Source organism: Shewanella sp. Isolate8 (genome assembly GCF_022398495.1).
Taxonomy (GTDB): domain Bacteria; phylum Pseudomonadota; class Gammaproteobacteria; order Enterobacterales; family Shewanellaceae; genus Shewanella; species Shewanella aquimarina.
In genome coordinates this window covers 52,070-76,892 of record NZ_JAKEVI010000006.1, presented here as the reverse complement: position 1 = coordinate 76,892, position 24,823 = coordinate 52,070, and the positions used below count along the sequence as shown (strand labels likewise).

Sequence of the window (24,823 nt, the reverse complement as noted above, 5' to 3'; positions counted from 1 at the left end):
AATCGCTCTGCCTTGTATAAAAGCGATACAGAATGCTGCAAAAATGAACGCGAAAGATAAACAGGCCCTAGGATTACAGCGTCTCCAAACGCGCATAGGCCACCACCAGCCACTTGCTGCCCACGTCGAGAAAATCGACCTGGACTCTGGCCTGGGCACCGCTACCCTCGAAATTTGTCACCTTCCCCTCACCAAACTTAGGGTGGTTCACCCGCTGGCCGATATTGAAGCCGGAGTCGTTAAAGGAAGCCTGCGCCTGACTAAACCTATTAGTGCTGGCAGGCGAGGTAACGCTGGTCCTCATGCGGATCTCCTGCACATAGTCGTCAGGGATCTCCTTGATGAAGCGCGACGGGCGGGCATAGTTTTCCCGGCCATAGATGCGGCGCGACTCGGCGTAGGTGATATAGAGCTGCTTCATGGCACGAGTCATACCCACGTAACAGAGGCGGCGCTCCTCATCGAGTCTGTCGCCCTCATCCATCGCCATCTGGCTGGGGAATATCCCCTCTTCGACCCCCGCCATGAAGACCATGGGGAACTCAAGGCCCTTGGCCGAGTGCAGTGTCATCAGCTGCACGGCGTCGGTGAAGGCATCGGCCTGCCCCTCGCCTGCCTCGAGGGCTGCATGGGAGAGGAAGGCGTTCAGCTCGCCCATATCTTCGAGATCTTCCGGCATCACGAAGGTGCGCGCCGCGGTGACCAGCTCTTCTAAGTTTTCTACCCTGGCACGGGCCTTCTCGCCCTTCTCCGCCTCGTACATGGCCTTGAGGCCAGAGGCTCGGATCACATGATCTGTCATGCGGTGCAGCGACTGTTCCTCAGTCTCTTGCTGCAGGGTGACGATAAGATCCATGAAGCCTCGTACCGCGTTGGCGGCCCGGCCCGAGAGCACCTTCTCATCGAGCAGGCGCAGACAGGTCTGCCACAGGGTCAGCTCCTGCTGACGCGCCGTGCTGCGCAGGATCTCCAGGGTACGGTCGCCTATGCCACGGGTCGGCGTGTTGATGATACGCTCGAAGGCAGCGTCGTCGTTCTTATTGCTGATCAGGCGCAGATACCCCATGGCGTCCTTGATCTCCTGACGCTCGAAGAAGCGCAGGCCGCCATAGATGCGATAGGCCATCCCCTTGTGCAGCAGCGCCTCTTCCAACACCCGCGACTGGGCGTTGGAACGATAGAGGATGGCGCAATCGCTAAGATTGCCGCCCATGTCCTGCCAGTCGGTGATGCGACCCACGATGAAGCGGGCCTCATCCATCTCGTTGAAGGCGCAGTACAGGCCGATCTTCTCGCCATCCTTGTCTTCGGTCCACAGCTTCTTGCCCAGTCGGTCCGGGTTGTTAGCGATCAGCTCGTTGGAGGCGTTAAGAATGTTGCCGCTGGAGCGGTAATTCTGCTCCAGGCGTATGGTCTGGGCCGCCGGGAAGTCCTGCAGAAACTTATGCAGGTTCTCCACCTGGGCACCGCGCCAGCCATAGATGGACTGGTCATCATCGCCGACGATCATCACGTTGGCCGTGCTGCCCGCGAGCACACGGATCCAGGCGTACTGGATGGCGTTAGTGTCCTGAAACTCGTCCACCAGTATGTTCTTGAAGCGCTCCTGATAGTGCTCGAGAATATGGGGCTTGTTGAGCCAGAGCTCATGGGCCCTTAGCAAGATCTCGGCAAAGTCCACCAGGCCTGCGCGATCGCAAGACTCCTGATACACCTGATAAATCTTCAGCAGGTTCTGCTCTATGGGGAAGCCGCCGGCGTCGATATGCTTGGGTCTTAGCCCCTGATCTTTCTTGCCGTTAATATAGCCCTGGGCCTGGCGTGGCGGATACTGTTTCTCATCCAGATTCAGGCTCTTAAGGATCCGCTTGATCAGCCTAAGCTGATCGTCCGAGTCGAGAATTTGGAAACTCTGGGGCAAGTTGGCGTCTTGATAGTGGGTGCGCAGCAGGCGATGGGCCAGGCCATGGAAGGTGCCGATCCACATGCGGCCCATGTTGCTGCCGCTAACCTTCTCCACACGCTCGCGCATCTCGGCCGCGGCCTTGTTGGTAAAGGTCACCGCCAGAATAGAATAGGGACTCTGCTGCTCTACCTGCATCAGCCAGGCGATACGATGGGTCAGTACTCGGGTCTTACCGCTGCCCGCGCCCGCCAGCACCAGCATGCTAGATTGTGGTGCGCCGACGGCCTCGCGCTGTTTATCGTTTAAGCCGTCGAGTAAAGAAGATACGTCCATTCTTGCCTCCAAAAAATCAGGCGGCAAGTATAACAGGAGGCGTAGCCCGATCCTACCGTCGCCCGTATTCCTAAGCGGTCGTCACACTAAAACTGCAAGTAAAAAAAAGCCCAGGCTAAGGCTTGGGCTTTTAGGGATAGGTCGGGGGTTAGGCGAGGCTTAGTCCTTGCTCTCCTCCAGCCCTATGCTGTCCATCCAGTGATCGAAGTCCATCATGTTGCCCGGCAGGACAATCTTGTTGGCGCTGTTAGTCAGGCCGTCGAACTGCTTGAGGTACTGGGCACCGAGCTGCATACGCACCACATTCTTACCGCCGGGCGCCGACACCACCTGGGCCATGCGCTCGATAGACTCGGCCGTCGCCTTGGCGATGGTGAGGATCTCCTCCGCCTTACCCTCGGCCTCGTTGATCCGCTTTTGCATCTCACCCTCTGAGCGGTTGATCATCTCGGCCTTGACCCCTTCGGAGCGATTGATCTTGCTCTGCTTGTCACCCTCGCTCTTGGCCAGCAAGGCGCGGCGTTCACGCTCGGCGTTCACCTGCATCTCCATGGCGTTCTTCACCGTCTCAGGCGGGGCGATATTCTTGATCTCATATCTGTGTACCCGGATCCCCCAGGTAGCACCGGCCTGATCCAGCACCTCGACCACCTTGGCACTGATCACGTCACGCTCCTCGAAGGTGCGATCGAGATCTAGGGTGCCAATGACAGATCGGGTCGTGGTCTGCGCCAGCTGAATGGCGGCGAAACGGTAGTCGGTCACGCCGTAGCTGGCCTTTACCGGATCCACCACGGAGATATAGATCACCCCATCTACCTCGACATTAACCTCGTCGCTAGAGAAACACTCCTGAGGCGGCACGTCTATGGTTTCCTCTTTAAGGTCATGCATGTATGCCACCTTATCGATTAAAGGCACCAGGGCGTGGAAGCCGGCATCCAGTGTGGTGTGATACTTACCCAGACGCTCGACGATATAGGCCGACTTGGTGGGCACCAGACGAATCGACTGGAACAGCTTGATGATGAAGATGGCGAAGATCAGTCCCCAGATCCCCAATACGATTAAATCTGTGTTGATACCAGCGATCATGCGCGACCTCCTTTTACCTGACCCACACTCTGAGTCACCTGCTCCATGCCCTCAAAGAAACCTTCCAGCTTGGCCATCTCGGCCGGCACCACGGAAATATCGGCTTCGTTGAGTATCTTGCCAACCTGATTGATGAACTGCTCCTTAAGCTGCATATTCATCGCCTCGTTACCGCCTTCGAGCGCCAATGCCTCGGAGACCAGCGTCATGGCTTCCGCCTTGGCGCGGGCAACGATAGCAATCTCCTGGGCCGTACCCTTGGCCTCGTTGATCCGCTTCTGCTTCTCACCCTCCGACAGGTTGATCGCCTCCTGACGCTCACCTTCTGAGAGGTTAATCATGGCCGCCTTCTCGGCATTGGCCAGGGTGATCTCGGCGCGCTTGCTGCGTTCGGCCTCCATCTGCTTTTCCAGGGTGTGGATCACCTTGAAAGATGGCGTAATGTTTTTGATCTCATACCTGAGTACCTTGATCCCCCAGGGATCGGACGCCTTATCGATCTCACGCACGATAGATTCGTTGAGGCTGTCTCGCTCGGAGAAGGTCTCACTCAGGCTCAGCTTACCTATCTCGGAGCGCATTGTGGTCTGCGCCAGGTTCACCGCCGCACGGCGATAATCTTCGATACCATAGCTGGCCAGCTTGCCGTCCATCACCTTGAGATAGACCAGGCCGTCGACCTCCAGCTGAGTGTTGTCTTTCGAGATACAACTCTGTGGCGGCACATCCAGCACCTGCTCACGTGTGTCGTGTCGGTAGGCGACACGGTCGAAGAAGGGGATCAGAAAGTGAAAACCTGGCTGTAACACCACCCGGAACTTGCCCAGGCGCTCGATAACGTGTACCTCGCGCATGGGCACGATCAACAATAAGTTATAAAGAATAAAGAAAATGAAGAGTATTAATAAGGTAAATTCGAACATAGATTCCATCCTGTAAATAAGCAGCCAGGCTATGCCTGCTCTGTCAAAGGTTCAACGACCAGGGCAATATTTTCGCGGCAGATCACTCTGACGCGCGCGCCGACCGGGATCTCGCTGCCATCACCCAGTGCTGGCCATTCGCTTCCCTGAAACTCGACGCGTCCCTGCTGCTGTGCCGGGCCGATCGCCGTCTTGACGACGGCAACTTGATTATAAAGGTCAAACTCCTCATCGGTATTATCCACATGGGAATCACCACCCACCAGACGCTGTGTTACCTGGCGAAATGCCAGCAACAAGACGATGGCAGAGATGAACCAGAGCGTCAGGGCCTGCACAAAGCCTTCGACCCAGCCTAGGGTCAATGCGCCCGCGACCACCAAACAGGCGGCGCCCAGGAAAATAACGATACCGCCGGGCAGAATGATCTCGGCTAACATCAAGACTATACCGACAGCAATCCAGATAAAGATAGGATTAGAAAACTCCATATTTCCCCCCTGAAATGAGAGTATCCCTGCCAAGACTATATCAGCTCTTTTCTCTCAATGCGACATATTATGTCAAGATACAAATGTGACACAGGCAACAAACATTTAATTTACCAGGGTAAAAGACATTGTTTTGGAATTGGGCACAATGGCGAAATCCCGTATACTTGCGGCGCATAAAACATACGGCGTGAAAACAGTCCGAAAAGGCAGCTAAGAGTGCCAAGATTGTTTTCAAATTAACCACAAATAGCCGCACCGCAAAATAACTCAAAAAACGACGATAAAGGTAAACAGATGATGAACAGGAAATGGCTTCTCCTCGCGCTACTCGCCGCCCAGCCCGCGCTGGCCGATGACATGGTTCAATGGTGGGATCTCAGCGCCACCGCCCTCTATGGCGACAACTATGATCTGGCTCCCTCTGAGCGACAAACCACTGTCACCATAGAAACCGCAGGTGGCTGGAAGTATGGCGACTGGTTCGCCTTCCAGGACTTCATCTACTTCAATGGCAACAACGGCGGCAAAGATAGCACCACCTATGGCGAGATCTCCCCGCGCTTCAGCGCCAGCAAGATCTTAGGTAAGCCTGTGGGCGTAGGTGCCATCACAGACGTATCGCTGGCACTCACCTACGAAGAGGGCGAAGGCCCGGTGAAGAGCTTCCTCTATGGTGTGGGTCTGGACTTCAAGATCCCCTATTTCAGCTATTTCCAACTCAACACCTATCGCCGTGATGCCATCAGCAGTGGCAACCTGAGCGACGGCTGGCAGTTGACCCCAGTCTTCCGTATGGACTTCCCGGTAGGCCACTCAAACATAGTGCTCGACGGCTTTATCGACTGGGTATTCTCGGCCGATAACACAGGCTATGAGGAAAACTTCCACTTCAACCCTCAGGTCAAGTACGACCTGGGTGCGGCCATCTTCGGCGCACACAAGAAAGATAAGCTGTTTGTGGGTATCGAATACGATTACTGGAAGAACAAATATGGCGTGAAAGGGATAGATCAGAACACCTACTCGGTGATCGCCAAGTATCACTTCTAATCCGACAGTGCAAAAGCCTGTTCAGATGCAAGCAAACAAAAAAGGCGCCATCAGGCGCCTTTTTTAATATCGTTTAGCGAGACTTAAGCCAACAGCTTCTTCGCCGCCGCAACCACGATAGACACGGCACTGGTCTCGGTCTGCTTCATGGTCACCTCATCAGGGATCTCCTGCTGAGTACGGTTAACGATCACACCGGCCACACAAGCCGCGCGCCAGCCTTGCGTCGCACACATGGTGAACAGGGTAGACGACTCCATCTCATAGTTGAGTACGCCCATATCCTGCCACTCTTTCATCGAACCAGCGAAACGACGAGTCACGCGACCCGTTACCGTGTCGTAGCGCTCCTGACCTGGGTAGAAGGTATCTGACGAAGCGGTGATACCGATATGTGGCTCAAGACCCGCTTCGCGGCTCGCCGCCACCATGGCAGTGGTACATTCGAAGTTCGCCACGGCTGGGAACTCCATAGGTGCAAAGTGCAGACTCGCACCGTCTAGACGCACTGACGCCTGAGTCACGATCACATCACCCACGTTAACCTGTGGCTGAATAGCACCAGTAGTACCTACACGCAGGAAGGTGTCGATACCCAGCTGTGCCAGCTCTTCCACGGCGATAGAGGTCGATGGACCACCGATACCGGTAGAGCAGACCACCAGCGGCTTACCGTCGATATAGGCAAGGTAGCTGGTGTATTCGCGGTGACTGGCCAAAAATGTTGGATTGTCCATCAACTCGGCAATACGCTTCACGCGCTCTGGATCACCCGGAACGATCGCAAGTGTTGCACCATCTAACATATCTTTCGTCAGGCCTAAATGAAATACATCTGACATTATGAAAACCCCTTTCAATTTTGATTATAAAATTCTTATTAAATGGACTTTAACCTAGTATGAAAGCCATTAAGGTTAACCTGATCACACTTTCCCCGCCAGTAGTTAGATAATTTGTTGTAATGAATTTACCAAAGCAATTCCGCTAGCAGCACTGAAAATATAGCAACTCCCACCTAGGCTGCCAGCCAGCCGACAAAATTTATTGCTTCCCCTGAGTCTTCGCCGAAATTCAGGTCTTAGTCCTAAATAAAAAGCAGAAAATAGTCTTACACGACAACAGGTTGAAATCGCTGTTGCAAAGTGTCAGAAGCGAAACCCCAGGCGGTGAATTTGATCACAAAACAGACAGCAAGATCGCGCTAGGCTGAAACCATAGCAAAGGAAAATTAACTACTTTTGCTATGACCTCTCACCCATTTTGACCAAGAAGGACGGCCAATATGTTTCCAGAATACAGAGACCTAATCAGCGAACTAAAATCAAAAGACGCGCATTTTCTCAAGATGTTTAACAAACACAACGAACTCGACGACGAGATTAAAGAGCTAGAGCAACATGCGGCCAGCGATTTCACCCCAGAGGTCAAGGTACTCAAACAGCAGAAACTGCATATCAAAGAGGAGCTGCATCAGATACTCAAGGCACACGACAAATAGTGCGGACATCGGACATTAAAAAGGGCGCCTAGGCGCCCTTTTCTTATCTCTTAGAAATTCTATCTACTACAGATAGTAATCCTTCAGCGGCGGGAAGCCGTTGAAGCAGACCGCCGAGTAGGTGGTGGTATAGGCGCCGGCCGTCAGCCAGTACATGCGATCGCCGATAGTCAGATCCAGCGGCAGGCCGTAGCTGTAGTGCTCATACATGATGTCGGCACTGTCACAGGTCGGGCCGGCGATCACGCAGCGATCCAACTCACCCTGACGCTCGGTATAGATGGGGAATTTGATCGCCTCATCCATGGTCTCGATAAGGCCCGAAAACTTACCCACGTCGGTAAATACCCAGCGCTCCAATGCCGTCTGCGACTTCTTGCTGATCAGCACCACCTCAGACACCAGCACACCGGCATTAGAGAGCAGGGAGCGGCCAGGCTCCAGGATGATCTGCGGCAGCTGATCGCCAAAGTCCTCTTTGAGGAAGTGGGTGATCTGCTCGGCGTAGGTACCCAGCTCGTTGGTCTTGTCCAGATAGTTCGCCGGGAAACCGCCGCCCAGGTTGATCATCTTCAGTTCGATGCCATGCTCTTCACGCAGGCGCTCGAAGATGCTCTTCACCTTGGCGATGGCCGAGTCCCAGGCACCTATGTCCCGTTGCTGTGAGCCCACATGAAACGAGATGCCATAGGGTTCCAGCCCCAGCGTCTTGGCCAGCACCAGCAACTCGAAGGCCATCTCATTCTGGCAGCCGAACTTACGCGACAGGGGCCAGTCAGCGGTGTGGGTGCCTTCGGTCAGGATGCGTACGTAGACGCGCGAACCCGGCGCCTCCTCGGCGATCATACGCAGGTCGGCCTCGGAATCAGAGGCGTACATGCGCACGCCGCGCTCATAGAAGGCGCGCACATCTTTGCGCTTCTTGATGGTGTTGCCATAGCTGACTCTGTCGGGCGTCACGCCGATGTCGCTCACCATATCCAGCTCATAGATAGAGGCGATATCGAAATTGGCGCCACGGTCACGCAGCAGGGTCAATACCTCCTTGGCCGGGTTAGCCTTGACGGCATAGTAGATACTGGCATAAGGGAAGTTATGCACCATGTCATCATATTGTTTTGCAATGATTTTAGTGTCAATCACCACGAAAGGTGTCGGTTTATCCTGAGCAAACGCCTTGATACGCTCAAAGGTAGCTTGGTCATAATACTCATTAACATCAATCGCTTGAAATTGGCTCATCTCGCCAGTATCTCCGTAGCAGAATAAAAATAATTTAGCGTGATTCGGTTAAAAATCGCTGCGAAGTAAACGCTATTTTTTCGTCGAGATCAACGAATTTTTATGCTTAATAAATAAATTTTTATTCCAAAACGGATAACCTGATTTTTAACAGGACAAAATCCAAGCTAAGTAATTAATTAGTAAGGAAAATCCCTACAACCTTTAGCTCACACTTTTCGCGCTATTTCACCGCCTCGAGCAGGGCCTTGGCCGAATCGACGCTCACTACCTTGATCACCTTGAGCCCCTCCAGGGTGATCACTGTCGCCGTCTCCTTGTCACCGGGCAATAGATGAGTCGCCTCGCCCTCCTGATCTAGGCCGATGGCGAAGTTAAGATCTTGCATCTTGGGGATCGCCGCAAACTTGGCGATCAAAGAGGGCATACCGCTGATATCGGCGACATAGCGCCAGTTGTCCGGCATGGGCGCATCCAGCGACTCCAGCGCCTCCTGAATGATCTGCCCTCCTTTCATGCCACGACTAAAGAGTAAAACCTGAGTATTGGTGTTGAGCTCCCACACGGCTTGATGTTGATCCACCAGGGTGATCGCCTCGATACGGTCACCCGTGGTCAGGCTGCTGGCTAGGCTCGCAGCCGAAAACAGCACGCCCACAGCCAAAATTAGCGCTTTCATAATGCCTCTTTCACGATAAAGGTTAGGTTACTTAGGGGTGAAATAGACTATATCTTATACTGGTCGTCATGCCCTCGGATGCATGCCAATAGCTTGATATGCTTCACGCTAATTATTGTCATGGGACATGGGTGAGATATTGGTTATCAAGCCATTGAATATTAAGTAACATACCCAGGTTAGAATCCACGGCCGGGCGGGCGACGTTCGGGGCAAATTTTAGGATGAGTGTTATGAATGAGAATGGTCTGGAGCAGGAGCTGGCGCAACTGCAAAATGTCTACAACCTGTTGACCGAGTTTCTGGTGAAATACAGCTTCCAGCTGGTCGGCGCCCTACTGATCTTCCTGTTGGGCCTCTGGGTCGCCAATAAGATCTCCAACTTGGTGGCTAGCCAGTTTGAGAAGCATGAGATCGACATCACCCTGAGCAACTTTGTCTCCAACCTGGTACGCATTCTCATCATAGTCATGGTGGGGGTTATCGCCCTGGGCAAGCTTGGGATTAGCATCACGCCTATGGTCGCCGCCATAGGTGCCGCCTCCCTGGGTGCCGGCCTGGCACTGCAGGGCATGCTCTCTAACTACGCGGCGGGCGTCACCATAATCGTGACCCGCCCCTTCGTGGTGGGCAACACCATAGAGATCCAGGGGGTCAGCGGCGTGGTCAAGAGCATTCACCTGGGGCTGACCCTACTCACCAACGAGGAAGGCGAGGTGATCAGCATCCCCAACAAGCACATCGTGGGCGAGATCCTGCACAACTCCTTTAGCGAAAAGCTGGTCGAGATACGTTTCAACATCAGCTACGCCGCAGATGCCAACCGGGTGCTGGCCATCGCCCAGCGAGTCCTGGATGCCAACCAAGAGGTGAATCAGGAGCGCGCCCCCCAGATAGGCATCAACGGCTTCAACAGCATAGGCTTAGAGGTAGGCCTGCGTTACTGGGTGCCCACCAATCGCTACTATCAGAATAAGTACCAGGTCAACCTGGATCTAATCAACGCGTTGCGTCAGGCCGGCATAGAGATCCCCTGCCCGGTGCGCGAGATCCATATCGAGCGATAAAGTCTTATCGAGCGCTAGCGCCAAAAACACCAGGCGCAGGCCTAGAGGCCGCGCTGCCACTCCTGGCGCAGGGGCACCAGCCCCTGAATCGCCTGCTCGACCTGGGCCAGCAGGCTTTGCTTGTCACGGCCTAATATCCCCTTGAGCACCAGATAGTTAGAGGCGTGATCTGACCTGAATATGGTCTTCTCAAGCTCAAGTTCACCGAGCAGCAGTTGCATCTCTCTCAGCAGGCCATGTTGGTCCGGCAGTTTGAAATCACCGTCGAATCCGGCGTCCATGCGCGCCTTGCCGAGGGGCAGCGTCACCACCAGGGTCGACAGATAATCCGGCTGCGCCTCATTCATCAGGCGCGCCGAGTTAAGCGCGTGTTGCCTGGACAGCTCCACGCCCCCCAAGCCATTGAGTATCATCACGGAAGACTTCATGCCGGCGGCGCGTATCCGCTTAAGTGCCATCAAGGAGGAGTCGAAGGTCTCCCCCTTCTCAATACGGGCCAGCACCTCATCGTCCCCACTCTCGCAGCCCACATACAGCAGGCTAAGCCCCAGCTCTCTGAGCCGGGTGAGCTGCGCATCCGTCTTATTGTTGAGATTGCGCGGCAGGCAGTAGCTGCTGATGCGGGTCACCTGGGGCAGATGCTCACGGATCAACAGACAGATGGCTTCCAGGCGATTAAAGGGCAGGCTCATGGCATCGCCATCGGCGAGGAATACCCTTGAGATCGGCAGATTTTGCTGGGCGACCCGTTGAATATCCTCTGCAATTTTATTTATTTTTTGTGCACGAAATTGCTTCTGCGGCGCGGTATACATGTCGCAGAAATGGCAGCGATTCCAGCTACAACCATTGGTGACTTGGAGTATGAGGGACTTCCACTCGGAAGGCGGCCGAAATAACGGCTCGATATAATTAATCATTTTATGCCTGTCTCAAAATATGACCAAGATGTGAGCATTTTCATAATTTTTCGCTTTCGGGCCCACTTCTCGCCCCATAAATTGATCTCGTTCAATTAATGCCCAATTAAAGTCAGTAAAATGACTGACGTTAATCTAATTAAGATTAATCTTTTAAAACTGGCTGGCGGTGCCAGCACAGAAAGAAATATTGGCTACATCGGCCGACAAACGTGTAGATAATAACATGCAAATAGCACAGCAACTGCAAGACAGGCGAGGGAACGTCCTGCATCATGATGAGCATTGGAGCTCGATGAGTGCGGAACAAAAGATGGCCCTCTATAGCCTGCATCGATACGGGTATCGGCTGTTGTTTGTTCGCCATTTGCCTTCGGGTCCACTGGCGATCATCGCCCAACAGAGCCAGCTGTCTACCATAGACAGATATGGCGAAGTTGAACATGATCCTAAGATCCAACTCAGGGAACAGTCGCTGACGCTGTGACTGACAAGCCTGACGGCTTAATTACCCAACCATAGAGGAGCACACCCTGTGCTCCTCTATTTGTCCCCGCCAGATTTCCTCACCTATCGAGCAGCATGTCGAGATGGGGAATACCATCCTCCAGATAGACCTCTGACACGGGCCTAAACCCCACCCCTTGATAGAAACCCTTAAGGTATTCCTGAGCGCCAATCTGAATTCCCTGCTCTGGCCACGCCTGCCTGGCAATAGCGATCGCCTCCAGCATCAATGGCTTAGCAACGCCCGCGCCCCGGGCCGATGGCGCCACTATGACACGGCCTATGCTGGCCTGAGGGTAGCTCACCCCTGGGGCCAGGATTCTGGCATAGGCGGCAATCTCTCCCTGCTCATCCAGACCTAACAGATGGCGGGTCTCGGACAGGGTGTCCTTGCCATCCAGCTCGGGATAGACACAGGCCTGTTCCACCACAAACACATCTACGCGCAATTTGAGCAGCTCGTAGAGCCGCTCGCGGCTCAACTCGGCAAACGCCAGATTCTCCCAACGCACTACAATCCCCTTATCGTTAATCCTGAGTCACTTGCTTGTTATATTTAGATTATTCCTGCGTCTACAACGAGATGACAAGATGTGATACCTGCCCCAAATTTCGGCTAGACTTGACCTTAGTCAAATACATACATTATAAATACACCTAAGATTCACATGCCCAATTTAACCCAGTCTAAACTAGGAAGCATTCGATTGACGCCGCCTATTTTTAGATGACCTAAGTCGTCTGTCATCAGATATTGCGACAACAATTGTTCTTAAAAATAAAGAACTTATTTAAATGGAGTTCATATGAAAAAGATTGCCCTCATCGCTTTTGCAAGCCTATTCACGCTGTCGGCACACGCAGGCGATATCGAAGCCGGTAAAGCAAAATCTATGCTTTGTGCCGCCTGCCACGGTGCGGACGGTATCTCGCTAGCGCCCATCTACCCTAACCTCAAAGGTCAGAAGGCTCAATACATTGAGAAGCAACTGAAAGCCTTTAAAGAAGGTACACGTCAAGACCCAGTCATGGCACCTATGGCTATGCCACTGACAGACGAAGATATCGCCAACCTGGCGGCCTATTACGAGAGCCTGAAATAAATCGGTCCTAGTTCATCGAGAGCTACTATACTCTCTCAGCAGGTCGCGGCCCATAGCTCGGGTGACGCGACCTGTCATTTAGCGCTAACCATTCAGTTAATAAAAAAGTAATTAATAACAAGGCGGCCAACTCAATTTAAATGCCACTTGTTAACCGCCCGCCAGGGTGATCCAGCCCCCGCACCGCACTCGCAAAAAGCCTGTCAAATTAACAAATTTGCAATTTATTTGATCTCAATCACGTCACAAACATAAAGATGCATTTAGGATGCACTATAGATAACGCTAGGTTGACACACCTTGAGACTGACTGTAGGAGCGTTCGAGTGGCAAGATTGATACACCATACGACACAGGCAAAATGGATTTTACTCACCCTACTGGCACTCATGCTGGCACTTATGCTTGCCACGCCCAGCTACGCCCTGTTCGTCAGCCCGCCAAAAGATCCCCTGCCTATCCTGCATGAGCTATTTCCAAATGCGACCCGTATCTCAGACAAGCAGGGCGAGCCTGCCCTAAGGACCATCTACCAAGACGAGCAGATCTTAGGCTATGGCTTTGAAACCAATGATATTGCTCGCATTCCTGCCTACTCGGGCGAGCCGGTCAACATACTCGTCGCCATAGATCCAGCGGGTAAATACCTGGGCGCTAAGGTGCTGGAGCACCATGAACCCATCATCCTGGCGGGGATCCCCGAGAGTAAGCTGTGGAAGTTTGCCGAGCAATATACCGGGCTGTCGGTCAAGGACAGGCTCAAGGTGGGCGGTAACGAGAAGGAGGGCATAGTCGCCATCGACGGCCTCTCCGGCGCGACGGTGACCGTCATGGTGATGAACGTGGCGATCACCAAGGCCGCCACCCAGGCCGCCATCGCGCTCGGGATCATCGAGCAACAGGCCGACCAAGTTCAGCCCATCTCGATCATCAAACAGGAACTCTTTACCCAGGCCAACTGGCAGCAACTCACCGGCGACGGCTCCATCCGCAAGCTTTATCTGAACCGCGGCGCCGTCGACGAAGCCTTCATGGGCACCGCCGCCGAGGAGGTCGACAAGGCCGATGCCGATCAAAAACAGGAGATGTTTGCCGAGATCTATTACACCCTGGCGGACATCCCCACCATAGGCAAGAACCTCTTCGGCGAGGCCGACTATCAGTGGCTGATGCAGACGCTGCAACCCGGCGAGCACCTGGTGGCCGTCATGGGCAACGGCTACTCCTTCAAGGGCTCAGGTTATGTGCGCGGCGGTATCTTCGATCGCATCCAGGTGCATCAGAAAGATAACGCCATCTCCTTTAGAGATCTGGACCATAACCGTATCAGCGACCTCTACATCCAGGGCGCACCCAAATTTAATGAGATGTCTGTGTTTCGCATCGCCCAGCATCATGAATTCGACCCGGGTGCCCCTTGGCAATTCGAACTCTTGGTCAGACGCCAGACGGGCCCTATCGACAGCCTGTTCACCAGCTTTAAGGGTCAGTACGATCCGCTCGATAAGTATGTGGACACCCCGGTCGCCATAGTCCCAGAACCCGAACTCACCATGGTGCAGCAGATCTGGCATGACAGACAGGTAGAAGTCGTGTTGCTGCTGATCCTCATGGGCGTCTTGCTGCTTATCCTCTTCTTCCAGGATATTCTGGTCAAACACCCTACCTTCATGCACCGCCTGCGCCATGGCTTCCTGGTAGTGACAGTGGTCGTGATCGGCTGGAGTTGGGGCGGACAGCTCTCGGTAGTCAACGTGTTCACCTTCCTGCACGCCCTGATGAAGGATTTCTCCTGGGATCTCTTCCTGCTCGATCCCATCATCTTCATTCTCTGGTGCGCCGCCGCGGTCACCATGCTGCTGTGGGGCCGCGCCGTCTACTGCGGCTGGCTCTGCCCCTTCGGCGCGCTGCAGGAGTTGGTCAATGTTGCCGGCCGCTACCTGAAGCTGCCGCAAATAGAGCTGCCCTTCGCCGTGCACGAGCGCCTGTGGGCCATCAAGTATCTGATTTTACTGGCGCTGTTTGGCCTGTCGCTGGATTCCCTGGCCATGGCCGAACAATTTGCCGAGATCGAACCCTTCAAGACCACCTTCTTGCTCAAGTTCGATCGCGAGTGGCCCTTCATCCTCTGGGCGCTCTTGATGATCTTTTCCAGCCTGTTTAATCGCAAGACCTTCTGCCGCTATCTCTGCCCGCTGGGCGCCGCGCTGTCGGTGAGTAATAGCGTGCGACTGTTCGACTGGCTCAAGCGTCGCCCGGAATGCGGCACGCCTTGTAAGACCTGTGCCAAAGAGTGCGAGATCCAGGCGATTCATCCCAACGGGGTGATCAATATGCGCGAGTGCCACTACTGCCTCGACTGTCAGGTGACCTATTTCAACGAGGAGAAGTGCCCACCGCTGAAGAAGATGGCCCGTAAGCGCAAGCAATATAAGGAACAAGAGATCCCAACGGTCACTGCCGTATAGGACCAAGCAACACACATTTAAGTGCAGGTAATTAAAGTCAATACAACTATGATGGAGATGGACTATGCAAGATAACAATAACAAACCGGCAAACCAGTTGGAGAACGCTGGTCGACGCGAGTTTATGGGCAAGACGGCCCTACTCGGCGCCGGCGCAGTCGCCGCGCCCATGAGCGCCGCCATGTTCGCCTCGATGGCCAAGGCCCAGGCGGCCGAGGCTGGCAACAGCCCAGTGGTGCATCCGGGTGAACTGGACGAATATTATGGTTTCTGGAGCGGTGGACACTCTGGCGAAGTCCGTATCATGGGCCTGCCTTCTATGCGCGAGCTGATGCGCATCCCGGTATTCAACATAGACAGCGCCACCGGCTGGGGCATCACCAACGAAAGTAAGGCGGTCAAGGGCGACAGCGCTCACCTGATGGCTGGCGACGCCCACCATCCTCACATGAGTATGCAGGATGGTCGTTACGATGGTAAGTATCTGTTTATCAATGACAAGGCCAACACACGCGTGGCGCGTATCCGTTGTGACGTCATGAAGACAGATAAGATGATCACTGTGCCTAACGCCCAGGCCATCCACGGTCTGCGCGTACAGAAGGTTCCTTATACCAAGTATGTCATCTGTAACGGCGAGTTCGAGATCCCCATGGACAACAATGGTAAGGAGACATTGGAAGATGTCAGCACCTACCGCTCACTGTTCAACGTGATCGACGCCGAGAAGATGGAAGTGGCCTTCCAGGTCATGGTCGATGGTAACCTGGATAACACAGACGCCGACTATGACGGCAAGTACTTTGCCTCTACCTGCTACAACTCAGAGATGGGCATGAACCTCAGCGAGATGATCACCGCCGAGCGTGACCATGTGGTGATCTTCAACCTGGCCCGCTGTGAAGCCGCGGTCAAGGCCGGTAAGTTCAAGACCTACAACGGCAACAAGATCCCCGTACTGGACGGTCGTAAGGGTTCAGATCTGACCCGCTACATTCCCGTGCCTAAGTCGCCTCATGGCCTGAATACCTCGCCGAGCGGCAAGTACTTTGTCGCCAACGGCAAGCTATCGCCGACCGTCTCTATCATCTCTATCGAGAAGCTGGACGATCTGTTCGACGACAAGATCAAGCCAAGAGACGCCATCGTCGGTGAGCCAGAGCTGGGCCTTGGCCCGCTACATACGGCGTTCGACAACAAGGGCTACGCCTACACCACCCTCTTCCTCGACAGCCAGATCGCCAAGTGGAACGTAGAAGAGGCGATTCAGGCCTATCAGGGCAAGAAGGTGAATTACCTGCGCCAGAAACTGGACGTGCACTATCAACCGGGCCACAACCATACCTCTCAGGGCGAAACCCGTGACGCCGATGGCAAGTGGTTGGTATCTCTGTGTAAGTTCTCCAAGGACAGATTCCTGCCCGTTGGCCCGCTGCGTCCAGAGAACGACCAACTGATCGATATCTCAGGCGACGAGATGAAGCTGGTACACGACGGCCCGACTTTCGCCGAGCCCCATGACTGCATCATAGTACATCGCAGCAAGCTCAAGCCGAAGAAGCTGTGGACCCGTGACGATCCTCTGTTTGCCGATACCGTTGCCATGGCCAAGAAAGATGGCGTACGCCTGATGATGGACAACAAGGTGATCCGCGATGGCAACAAGGTTCGCGTCTACATGACCTCGGTCGCGCCCAACTACGGCATGAGCGAGTTTAAGGTCAAGCTGGGCGACGAAGTCACGGTAGTGGTCACCAACCTAGATCAGGTGGAAGACGTGACCCACGGCTTCTGTATGACCAACCATGGCGTACAGATGGAGATTGGCCCTCAGGCCACGGCATCTGTCACCTTCATCGCCGACAAGCCAGGGGTACAGTGGTACTACTGCAACTGGTTCTGTCACGCCCTGCACATGGAGATGCGTGGCCGCATGTTGGTAGAAGCCTAAGTGAAAGGCTGGCGTCTGATGCCCCCGCGTCAGGCGTCTGCCTTCTCGATGAGAACAGCGGTAAAAATAAGCAAGTAAAAAGCGGAAAAAAATAAAAGCGATAAGCGCAAGAGGTGTAAAACGCTTTGAACCACAGCCAAGAAACACCCAAGACTATATCTAGCCTGCTATGCACAATGCTTTGTATCATGCTGGCGCTGCCCACTCAGGCGGCGGATATCCAGGTGACGCCCGAGCAAGATCTTCAGCAGGTGCTAGAGAGTGCCAAAGCGGGAGATACCATCCAGCTACAACCGGGCCGCTACCAGGGCAACTTCATCATCAACAAGGGAGTAACCCTCTCTGGCGCCGATGGCTACACCAGCATCATAGACGCTCAGGGCAAGAGCAATGCACTGCTACTGCAAAGCTCTAACGTCACCATAGAAAGACTCAGGATCGTCAACTGGGGCGATGATCTCACGGCGCAGAACGCCGGTATCTACTCGGACCAAAGCGCCAGCCAGCTCACTATCAGAGAGAATCAGCTAAAAGGTGATGGCTTCGGTATCTGGCTGCAGAAAGGTAAAGAGATCAAGGTTCATCACAATCGTATCGAGGGCAACCCGGCGCTCAGATCCGCCGACAGAGGCAATGGGATCCAGCTATCCATAGTGCAGAATGTCGAGGTGAGCGACAACGAGGTCAGCCAGACCCGCGACGGTATCTACATCATCTCAAGTCAACACAACACCATTAAAAACAACACCATGCATGACCTGCGTTACGGGATCCATTACATGTATTCCCATAGCAATCAAGTGCTGGACAACCTGGCCTACGACACCCGCGCCGGTTATGCCCTGATGAGCTCACGCCATCTCACCGTGAGCGGCAACGAGAGCCGCGACAGCCAGGACTATGGCTTCCTGATGAATTTCATCACCTACTCTGAGATCAGCCTTAACCGCATCTACCGCGTCTGGACCAAGCCGGAAAACAAGGTACTGGGCCGTGAAGGCAAGGGGCTGTTTGTCTATAACTCGGCCTACAACAGCATAGATCATAACCTGATCGACACCGCCGAGATAGGCATACACCTCACCGCAGGCTCGGAGCATACCAAGGTGTTTGCTAACAGCTTCATCAACAATCCTGTGCAGGTGAAATATGTCGCCAACCGTCAGGCAGAATGGAGCCAGGATGGCGCCGGTAACTTCTGGAGCAACTACCTGGGCTGGGATCTCGACAACGACGGCTATGGCGACAGACCCTTCGAGCCCAACGACGGTATCGACAAGCTGATCTGGCAATATCCTGAGGCCAAGATGCTGCTGGACAGCCCAGCAGTGCTTATACTGCGCTGGATACAGACCCAGTTTCCTGTGCTCAAACCCGTAGGCGTCAAAGACAGTTTTCCACTCATGCAGGCCCCCTCTCTGGGTGCCCCGCAGGCAGTTATTAATGAGGCAGAGTGACACAATGCAAGCATCTTCTCCTTCGAGACCCATAGTCTCCCTAAGCGGTGTCGCCAAGCACTATGGCAAGGTCGCCGCGCTCCAGCAGGTCGACTTTGAGCTATTCCCCGGCGAAGTCATGGGGCTGTTTGGCCACAACGGCGCCGGCAAGACCACCATAATGAAACTGGTGCTGGGGATCATCCCGCCCTCAGACGGCCAGGTGAAGGTATTTGGCCAGGATCCCCTCTCCAAGCAAGCCTTCGAGGCCCGCAAACAGGTTGGCTACCTGCCCGAGAATGTCAGCTTCTACGATCAGCTCACAGGACGCGAGGTGCTGCGCTACTTTGCCCGGCTCAAGTCGGTGCCTAAACAGGCGATCGAGCAACTCCTGCAGCAGGTGGGCCTGACCCACGCCATGGATCGTCAGGTCAAGACCTACTCCAAGGGGATGCGTCAGCGTCTTGGCCTGGCACAAGCCTTTCTGGGCAGCCCTAAGCTGCTATTGCTCGATGAACCGACCGTGGGGCTGGATCCCATCGCCACCCAGGAGTTTTACGCCAGCGTAGACAAGCTCAAGAGCGAGGGCGCCAGCATCATACTCTGCTCCCACGTGCTGCCCGGCGTCGAGCAGCATATCGACCGCGCGTTGATCATCTCCGGCGGCCGCCTGCTGGCCAAAGGCAGCCTGAGCGAGCTCAGGCTGCAGGCGAAACTCCCCGTGGCCATCAAGACCCAGGGGCTCAACGGCGCCCTGAAACAGGATGCCAGATTCACACCATACCTGATCGCCCCGGATCAACTACTGGTACCCGAGCAGCAGAAGCTCGCCATCATACGTCAGCTGGTCGAGCTGGATCAGCTGGGGGATATTCGCGTCGAACCCGCCGATCTTGAGCGCGTCTACCAGCATTATCTCGGCCAGGGCGTCGGCGCAAGCAGCCCGGATGCCAGCCACCAAGGAGCGCCAACACAATGAATGCCATTCTCGCCGTCGCCATCAAGGAGTTTCAGGACGGGCTACGTAATCGCTGGCTGATCTCCATCACCCTCATCTTCGCCGTGCTCTCCCTGGGACTCAGCTACTATGGCTCGGTCGCCTCTGGGCAGCTGGGCAGCGTCTCACTGTCCTCCACCATCGCCAGCCTATCGAGCCTGGCGGTGTTTCTGATCCCGCTGATCGCCCTGCTGCTGGCCTACGACAGTTTCGTCGGCGAACAGGAGGCCGGCACCCTGCTCTTACTGCTCACCTATCCTATCAGCCACACCCAGCTCTTGTTGGGCAAGTTTGTCGGCCAGGGCGCCATCATGGCGCTGGCCACCAGCCTGGGCTTCGGTAGCGCCGCTGTGCTACTGGCCAGCCAGTCAGACCCAAGCGCCGTGCTGCAGAGCTTCGGCCTCTTCATCGCCACGGCGATCCTGCTCGGCCTCTGCTTTATCAGCATCGCCTACGTGATCAGCCTGTCGGTGAGTGAGAAGTCTAAGGCCGCCGGGCTGGCGCTGATGCTCTGGTTCTTCTTCGTATTGGTGTTCGACCTCGCCCTGCTGGCGGTGTTGGTCGGCATAGAGGAGGGGCTGAGTCAGCAGCAGCTGGTGCAGCTGATGATGCTCAATCCAGCGGATCTCTTCCGCCTGGTGAATCTCGCCAGTCTGGATACCAAGGATATCAACGGTGTGCTGGCGGTGGCCATCAACAGCAGCATGTCGGCTGGAGGTTTATTCTCCTTGCTGCTCGCCTGGGTATTCGCTCCGCTCTCTTTAGCCGCCCTCATCTTTAACAGGAAGACACTCTAATGCGCCAAACCTTAAATTCAAGCTCGTCACTCTTCGTTAGCCTATTCTGCCTGTTCCTGCTGGGCCTTAGTGCCTGTGGCCAAGAGGATAACTCGAGTCCAATTCGTCAGGCGGTGGCCATGGAGCACGGCGACGAGTGTCACCTGTGCGGCATGTTGATCGGTAACTTCCCCGGCCCCAAGGGCGAGCTCTATCTCAAGACAGAAGAGACGGTGAAGAAGTTCTGCTCGACCCGAGATCTGTTCAGCTTCCTGCTGGATCCCGAATACCGGAAGCAGGTCAAGGAGATCTATGTGCACGACATGGCCAAGAGCCCCTGGCAGGCGCCGCTGGACAGCCACTTCATCGACGCCAGACAGGCCTGGTACGTAGTGGGTTCCAGCCAGACGGGCGCCATGGGTAAGACGCTGGCCAGCTTTGGCAAGCAGCAAGATGCCAATGCCTTTGCCGCCGAATTTGGCGGCCAGGTTTACCCCTTCGGGCAGATCAGCCTCTCTATGCTCTAGCTCTGGGCGGCAAAGTGCTAACCACTAGGCGGCGTCAGGCTTAGGCTTACGGATCATCAGCACGGCCACCACGGCCAGCATCAGTAGCACAGAGATGATGAGAAACACATCGTTGTATGCCTGAATATAGGCCTGCTGGGTCATGGTCTTGGCCAGCATGGCCTTGGCCTGTGCCTGCGCGGTCACGGGATCCGATCCCGCCTGCACAAACAGCTGACTGCTCTGCTGCAGATATTGATAGGCCTGGCTACTCACAGCCGTCACCGTCTGTTTCATCTCCGCCAGATGGGTGCGCGACTGATTGTCGATCAGGGTGGCCACCAGTGCGATGCCGAAGGCGCCCCCCAGGTTGCGGATAACATTGAGCACGGTCGAGGCCGATGGCGTCTGCTGGGCGCTGATATGCATGGTGGCAATGATACCGATGGGCACCAGGATAAAGGGTTGACCCAGGGCCCTGACGATCTGCGCCGCTATCATCTGATCGCCGGCAAAATCCAGCGTCATATGGCTGTTCATGTAGTAGCTGAGGGCAAACATGCTAAAGCCGAAGGCGGCCAGGTATCGCCCGTCGAATCTCTGCAGCAATCTCGGCACCAGCGGCAGTACCAACAGCTGAGGAAAGCCCATCCACATGATCACCTCGCCGATCTCCAGCGGACTATAGTCATGGATCTGCGACAGATAGAGGGGGATCATATAGATGGCCGAAAACAGCGCCATCCCCAGCAGAAAATAGGCCAGAGTCGACAGGGCAAAGTCACGCTGTCCCAGTAGCCTTAGATTCACCAGCGGCGATGACTTTCGTAGCTGAATGAAGACAAACAGGGCGATGTTGATGACCGCGATGATGGTCAGATGCTGGATCAGCTCCGAACCAAACCAGTCCTTACGATTGCCCTCCTCCAGCACCACCTCGAGACAGCCCATGCCCAGTGCCATGGTGACTATGCCGGAATAATCGGCGTTCTTCAGCTTGTCCCAGTCGATGGGGCGAGATCTCAGGCCATAGGCGAGCATGGCCATCACCAGGAGTCCAGGCGGAATATTGATATAGAAGAGATAGTGCCAGCTAAACTGCTCGGTCAGCCAGCCACCCAGGGTGGGGCCGATAGATGGCGCGAAAGTGGCGGTCACGCCAAACAGCGCCATGCCAGTGGCACGCTTCTCCTCGGGGAGCAGCTCCAAGATCAGCCGAAAGGCCAGGGGGATCAGCGCGCCGCCGAAGAAGCCCTGCAGGGCGCGAAAGGCGATCATCGCCTCCAGGTTCCAGGCGAGCGAGCAGAGGAAAGAGGCTAAGATGAAGGCCGCCGTGGTCCACAGCAGATAGCGCCTGACCGAAAGCCCCTGACTCAACCAGCCCGACAAGGGAATGGCAATCATCTCGGCCACCAGATAGGCGGTAGCGATCCAGGAGCCCTCCTCCAGGGTCGCCCCCAGACTGCCCTGGATCTCCTTCATCGAGGCATTAGTGATCTGAATATCTAAAATCGCCATGAAGGCACCAAGCAGGCCGGCGAATACGGCGACCCAGGAGCGAAAACTGCCGCGCTCATAGCCCAGTGGCTTAGCGGCACGAGGCTCACTTCCCTGAGGCTTGGCTGCTTGAACCTCAGACTCGGCGGCCTGAGGCGGAAGTGCCTGTGTGGCGCTCACGCTGCTCATTGGGTGGCCTTAACCGAAACCTGCTTACGATTGCTGGCGATCACTGTGTCTTGCGGCGCCCCCCGCGTATCCACCTTCACCACGGCACTAAGACCGGGCACTATGTTGGTGCTCTCATCCAGCGCCAAACGGATACGCACAGGAATGCGCTGCACTATCTTGGTGAAGTTGCCGGTGGCGTTTTCCGCCGGCAACAGACTGAACTTGGCGCCAGAGGCCGGTGCCAGGCTATCGATCACACCAGTAAACTCCTGGTCGGGAAACGCGTCGAGATGAACCTGTACCAACTGCCCAGGCTGCATATGCTGGATCTGGGTTTCCTTGAAGTTGGCGGTGATCCACACCGCGCCATCCGGCACCAAACTGTAGAGCGACTGCCCCGGCTGCACATATTGGCCGGTCAGGGCGCCACGTTTGCCTATCACCCCAGAGAAGGGGGCTCTGATCTGGGTATCGGCAAGCTGGATCTCGGCCAGCTCCAGACCCGCCTTGGCCTGCGCCACCTGGGACTGACTCTGGTTCAGCTGGGCGTTAAGCACCGCCAGCTCCGCCTGTTTGGCCACCAGGGCCGCCTTGGCCTCATCCAGATGGCCCACGGCCGAATCGAAGGCCGCCGTCGCCTGATCCACCTCATCTTGTGAGCTGTAGTCTCTGTGTCTTAACTTGGTGGTACGCTTTAGCTGCTGCTCGGCACGGATCTTCTCCGCCTCGGCGCTGGCTACCCCGGCGGCCGCCTGACGTATGATCGCCTGTTGCAGCGTCACCTTGGCCGACAGGGTCTGCAGCTCTGCCTGACGACTCTGCAGGCTCGCCTGACTCTGGCTCACCTTGGCACGGTATTGGTTCGACTCCAGCTCGGCCAGCAACTGCCCCTGCTCCACATGCTGGTTATCTGTCACCTTAGCGGTCACCACATAACCCGGCACCTTAACACTGATATTAGAGATATCGGCCTCGACATAGGCGTTGTCGGTCGATTCGATGAACCTCACCTGACTCCACCAGTAGTAGCCGGCAACCACCGCTGCAAGCAACAGCAGCGGCAGCACGATAAATTGGCGACGTTTTGACATCCAACCCCCACGAATAAACACCTTGATTAGAATTTGATAGTTTACTACTGTCTTATAATGTTTATTAGACAGTTAAAAAATTACCAACTGTTTCACAGGTGTAACAATAGATGGATTTGAATCGTATTCAGATGTTCGCCCAGGTGGTGGACAAAGGCAGCTTCACCGCCGCAGCCAAGGCGATGGGACTCACCAAGGCGACGGTGAGCCGTAAGATCGCCGAGCTGGAGACTGATACCGGGGTGCAGCTCTTGTACCGCACCACCCGCGCCCTCAAGCTCACCGAGGCGGGAAGCATCTATTACAACAAGATACAGAGAATCCTGATGGATCTGCAGAGCGCGGAAGATCAACTCAGCGCCAGCCAAGAGACCATCAAGGGCAACCTGAAGATAGTCTGCCCCATAGAGCTGGGACAGCTGTTCTTCGGCCGTATCTTCGCCCGCTTCCTCGAAGCGCATCCCGAAATGACCCTAGACGCGGAACTGACCAACCGTAAGGTCGATATGATAGAGGAAGGAATAGATATACTGTTTCAGATCTCAGATGTACACGACTCTCGGCTGCAATCCTACCGGATACTCAACACGGACAAATCCTTGGTGGCCAGTCCAAGCTACCTGGCGCGCTATGGCGTACCTGCCACACCGCAAGATCTGATAAGCCACAAAGCGATTCGCCTCAAGTCGACCCATATCGACGGCGGCTGGACCCTGTTCGATGGCCAGCATTGGGTCACCATAGAGCCCGAGGCCCAGCTAACCGTTAACAATGTCACCCTGGCGCGCGAGGCAGCCATCGAAGGACTGGGAGTCGCCACGGCGCCGACCCTGGTAGCACAGGCGGCCATAGAGGAAGGGCTATTGATCCCACTGTTGACCGACTTCCCCATGGCGCAGACCGCCATTACCCTGAGCTTTCCCCATAGGGCCTACCTGCCTCGCAAGTACCGCGCCTTCATCGAGTATATCTATCTGTCGCTGTTCGACCGCAGGCCCGGCGAGATACTGGAGATCCCAGATTTCATCACCCCGCCCCAGCGTTAGGGAGTTGCCGCGCCACAGTTTTGACAAAATAAGCAGCGGAGTCTGCAAAATCGTCGACAAAGCT

Annotated in this window: 23 protein-coding genes; 12 read left to right on the top strand and 11 right to left on the bottom strand. The window is 55.2% G+C overall.

The annotated features are described in order from the left end of the window. Positions 1 to 73 precede the first annotated feature (73 nt). The 4 genes from uvrD to L1D43_RS18985 form a co-directional block, all read right to left on the bottom strand. Entirely contained in the window at positions 74 to 2,239 is a 2,166-nt protein-coding gene (uvrD, locus tag L1D43_RS19000) for a DNA helicase II (protein ID WP_239854034.1), read from the bottom strand. 159 nt (positions 2,240 to 2,398) lie between these two features. Next, the gene (locus L1D43_RS18995; RefSeq protein ID WP_239854032.1) at positions 2,399 to 3,334 is read right to left on the bottom strand and encodes a stomatin-like protein; all 936 of its coding nucleotides are present in this window, start codon (positions 3,332 to 3,334) and stop codon (positions 2,399 to 2,401) included. Next, positions 3,331 to 4,257, bottom strand: coding sequence for a stomatin-like protein (locus tag L1D43_RS18990; protein WP_239854030.1), 927 nt, complete (start codon positions 4,255 to 4,257; stop codon positions 3,331 to 3,333). Before L1D43_RS18990 ends, L1D43_RS18995 begins: the two co-directional genes overlap by 4 nt. 29 nt (positions 4,258 to 4,286) lie before the next feature. Further along, complete coding sequence (locus L1D43_RS18985; protein ID WP_239854029.1) at positions 4,287 to 4,748, bottom strand: NfeD family protein; 462 nt, start codon at positions 4,746 to 4,748, stop codon at positions 4,287 to 4,289. 300 nt (positions 4,749 to 5,048) lie between these two features. Between L1D43_RS18985 and L1D43_RS18980 the strand changes: the two genes are divergently transcribed. Continuing rightward, complete coding sequence (locus L1D43_RS18980; protein ID WP_041509893.1) at positions 5,049 to 5,801, top strand: ion channel protein Tsx; 753 nt, start codon at positions 5,049 to 5,051, stop codon at positions 5,799 to 5,801. Positions 5,802 to 5,884: 83 nt separating this feature from the next. On the opposite strand, the gene udp is transcribed toward L1D43_RS18980, so the two are convergent. Beyond that, positions 5,885 to 6,643 carry a uridine phosphorylase gene (udp, locus tag L1D43_RS18975; protein WP_239854028.1) on the bottom strand — a complete coding sequence of 253 codons (759 nt, stop codon included), beginning with the start codon at positions 6,641 to 6,643 and terminating at the stop codon, positions 5,885 to 5,887. A gap of 443 nt (positions 6,644 to 7,086) precedes the next feature. Here udp and L1D43_RS18970 point away from each other — a divergent pair, with 443 nt between their 5' ends. Continuing rightward, a complete protein-coding gene (locus L1D43_RS18970) occupies positions 7,087 to 7,302 on the top strand; it encodes a YdcH family protein (protein WP_011867187.1) in 216 nt (71 codons plus the stop codon). A gap of 66 nt (positions 7,303 to 7,368) precedes the next feature. Here the strand turns inward: L1D43_RS18970 and L1D43_RS18965 are convergent, their stop codons facing one another. After that, entirely contained in the window at positions 7,369 to 8,544 is a 1,176-nt protein-coding gene (locus L1D43_RS18965) for a type III PLP-dependent enzyme (RefSeq protein ID WP_220043466.1), read from the bottom strand. Between the two features lie 223 nt (positions 8,545 to 8,767). Continuing rightward, positions 8,768 to 9,223, bottom strand: coding sequence for a hypothetical protein (locus L1D43_RS18960; RefSeq protein ID WP_239854027.1), 456 nt, complete (start codon positions 9,221 to 9,223; stop codon positions 8,768 to 8,770). 233 nt (positions 9,224 to 9,456) lie between these two features. Here L1D43_RS18960 and L1D43_RS18955 point away from each other — a divergent pair, with 233 nt between their 5' ends. After that, positions 9,457 to 10,290: a mechanosensitive ion channel family protein gene (locus L1D43_RS18955; RefSeq protein WP_239854026.1), complete on the top strand. Its 834-nt coding sequence runs from the start codon at positions 9,457 to 9,459 to the stop codon at positions 10,288 to 10,290. Positions 10,291 to 10,331: 41 nt separating this feature from the next. Here the strand turns inward: L1D43_RS18955 and L1D43_RS18950 are convergent, their stop codons facing one another. Further along, the gene (locus L1D43_RS18950; protein ID WP_239854025.1) at positions 10,332 to 11,210 is read right to left on the bottom strand and encodes a radical SAM protein; all 879 of its coding nucleotides are present in this window, start codon (positions 11,208 to 11,210) and stop codon (positions 10,332 to 10,334) included. A gap of 295 nt (positions 11,211 to 11,505) precedes the next feature. Between L1D43_RS18950 and L1D43_RS18945 the strand changes: the two genes are divergently transcribed. After that, positions 11,506 to 11,697 carry a hypothetical protein gene (locus L1D43_RS18945; protein WP_235375369.1) on the top strand — a complete coding sequence of 64 codons (192 nt, stop codon included), beginning with the start codon at positions 11,506 to 11,508 and terminating at the stop codon, positions 11,695 to 11,697. 79 nt (positions 11,698 to 11,776) lie between these two features. Here L1D43_RS18945 and L1D43_RS18940 read toward each other — a convergent pair whose 3' ends face one another. Further along, on the bottom strand, positions 11,777 to 12,229 hold the full coding sequence (locus L1D43_RS18940) for a GNAT family N-acetyltransferase (RefSeq protein ID WP_239854024.1): 453 nt from the start codon (positions 12,227 to 12,229) through the stop codon (positions 11,777 to 11,779). 294 nt (positions 12,230 to 12,523) lie between these two features. Between L1D43_RS18940 and L1D43_RS18935 the strand changes: the two genes are divergently transcribed. The 7 genes from L1D43_RS18935 to L1D43_RS18905 all read left to right on the top strand — a co-directional run bounded on the left by L1D43_RS18935 (position 12,524) and on the right by L1D43_RS18905 (position 20,975). Next, positions 12,524 to 12,820 carry a cytochrome c gene (locus L1D43_RS18935; RefSeq protein ID WP_239854023.1) on the top strand — a complete coding sequence of 99 codons (297 nt, stop codon included), beginning with the start codon at positions 12,524 to 12,526 and terminating at the stop codon, positions 12,818 to 12,820. A 401-nt stretch (positions 12,821 to 13,221) separates the two neighbouring features. Then, the gene (locus L1D43_RS18930) at positions 13,222 to 15,288 is read left to right on the top strand and encodes a NosR/NirI family protein (RefSeq protein ID WP_239854049.1); all 2,067 of its coding nucleotides are present in this window, start codon (positions 13,222 to 13,224) and stop codon (positions 15,286 to 15,288) included. Positions 15,289 to 15,352: 64 nt separating this feature from the next. Next, on the top strand, positions 15,353 to 17,239 hold the full coding sequence (gene nosZ, locus L1D43_RS18925) for a TAT-dependent nitrous-oxide reductase (protein ID WP_239854021.1): 1,887 nt from the start codon (positions 15,353 to 15,355) through the stop codon (positions 17,237 to 17,239). Positions 17,240 to 17,427: 188 nt separating this feature from the next. After that, entirely contained in the window at positions 17,428 to 18,696 is a 1,269-nt protein-coding gene (locus L1D43_RS18920; RefSeq protein WP_239854019.1) for a nitrous oxide reductase family maturation protein NosD, read from the top strand. A gap of 4 nt (positions 18,697 to 18,700) precedes the next feature. Then, on the top strand, positions 18,701 to 19,654 hold the full coding sequence (locus L1D43_RS18915; RefSeq protein WP_239854018.1) for an ABC transporter ATP-binding protein: 954 nt from the start codon (positions 18,701 to 18,703) through the stop codon (positions 19,652 to 19,654). Then, entirely contained in the window at positions 19,651 to 20,469 is an 819-nt protein-coding gene (locus L1D43_RS18910; RefSeq protein ID WP_239854017.1) for an ABC transporter permease subunit, read from the top strand. The genes L1D43_RS18915 and L1D43_RS18910 overlap by 4 nt, the downstream gene beginning before the upstream one ends. After that, positions 20,469 to 20,975, top strand: coding sequence for a nitrous oxide reductase accessory protein NosL (locus L1D43_RS18905; RefSeq protein WP_239854016.1), 507 nt, complete (start codon positions 20,469 to 20,471; stop codon positions 20,973 to 20,975). Before L1D43_RS18910 ends, L1D43_RS18905 begins: the two co-directional genes overlap by 1 nt. Positions 20,976 to 20,999: 24 nt before the next feature. Here the strand turns inward: L1D43_RS18905 and L1D43_RS18900 are convergent, their stop codons facing one another. Beyond that, on the bottom strand, positions 21,000 to 22,640 hold the full coding sequence (locus tag L1D43_RS18900; protein ID WP_239854015.1) for a DHA2 family efflux MFS transporter permease subunit: 1,641 nt from the start codon (positions 22,638 to 22,640) through the stop codon (positions 21,000 to 21,002). Continuing rightward, the gene (locus L1D43_RS18895; protein WP_239854014.1) at positions 22,637 to 23,713 is read right to left on the bottom strand and encodes an HlyD family secretion protein; all 1,077 of its coding nucleotides are present in this window, start codon (positions 23,711 to 23,713) and stop codon (positions 22,637 to 22,639) included. The genes L1D43_RS18900 and L1D43_RS18895 overlap by 4 nt, the downstream gene beginning before the upstream one ends. 110 nt (positions 23,714 to 23,823) lie before the next feature. Here L1D43_RS18895 and L1D43_RS18890 point away from each other — a divergent pair, with 110 nt between their 5' ends. Then, positions 23,824 to 24,759 carry a LysR family transcriptional regulator gene (locus L1D43_RS18890; RefSeq protein ID WP_239854013.1) on the top strand — a complete coding sequence of 312 codons (936 nt, stop codon included), beginning with the start codon at positions 23,824 to 23,826 and terminating at the stop codon, positions 24,757 to 24,759. The last annotated feature ends 64 nt before the right edge of the window (positions 24,760 to 24,823 follow it).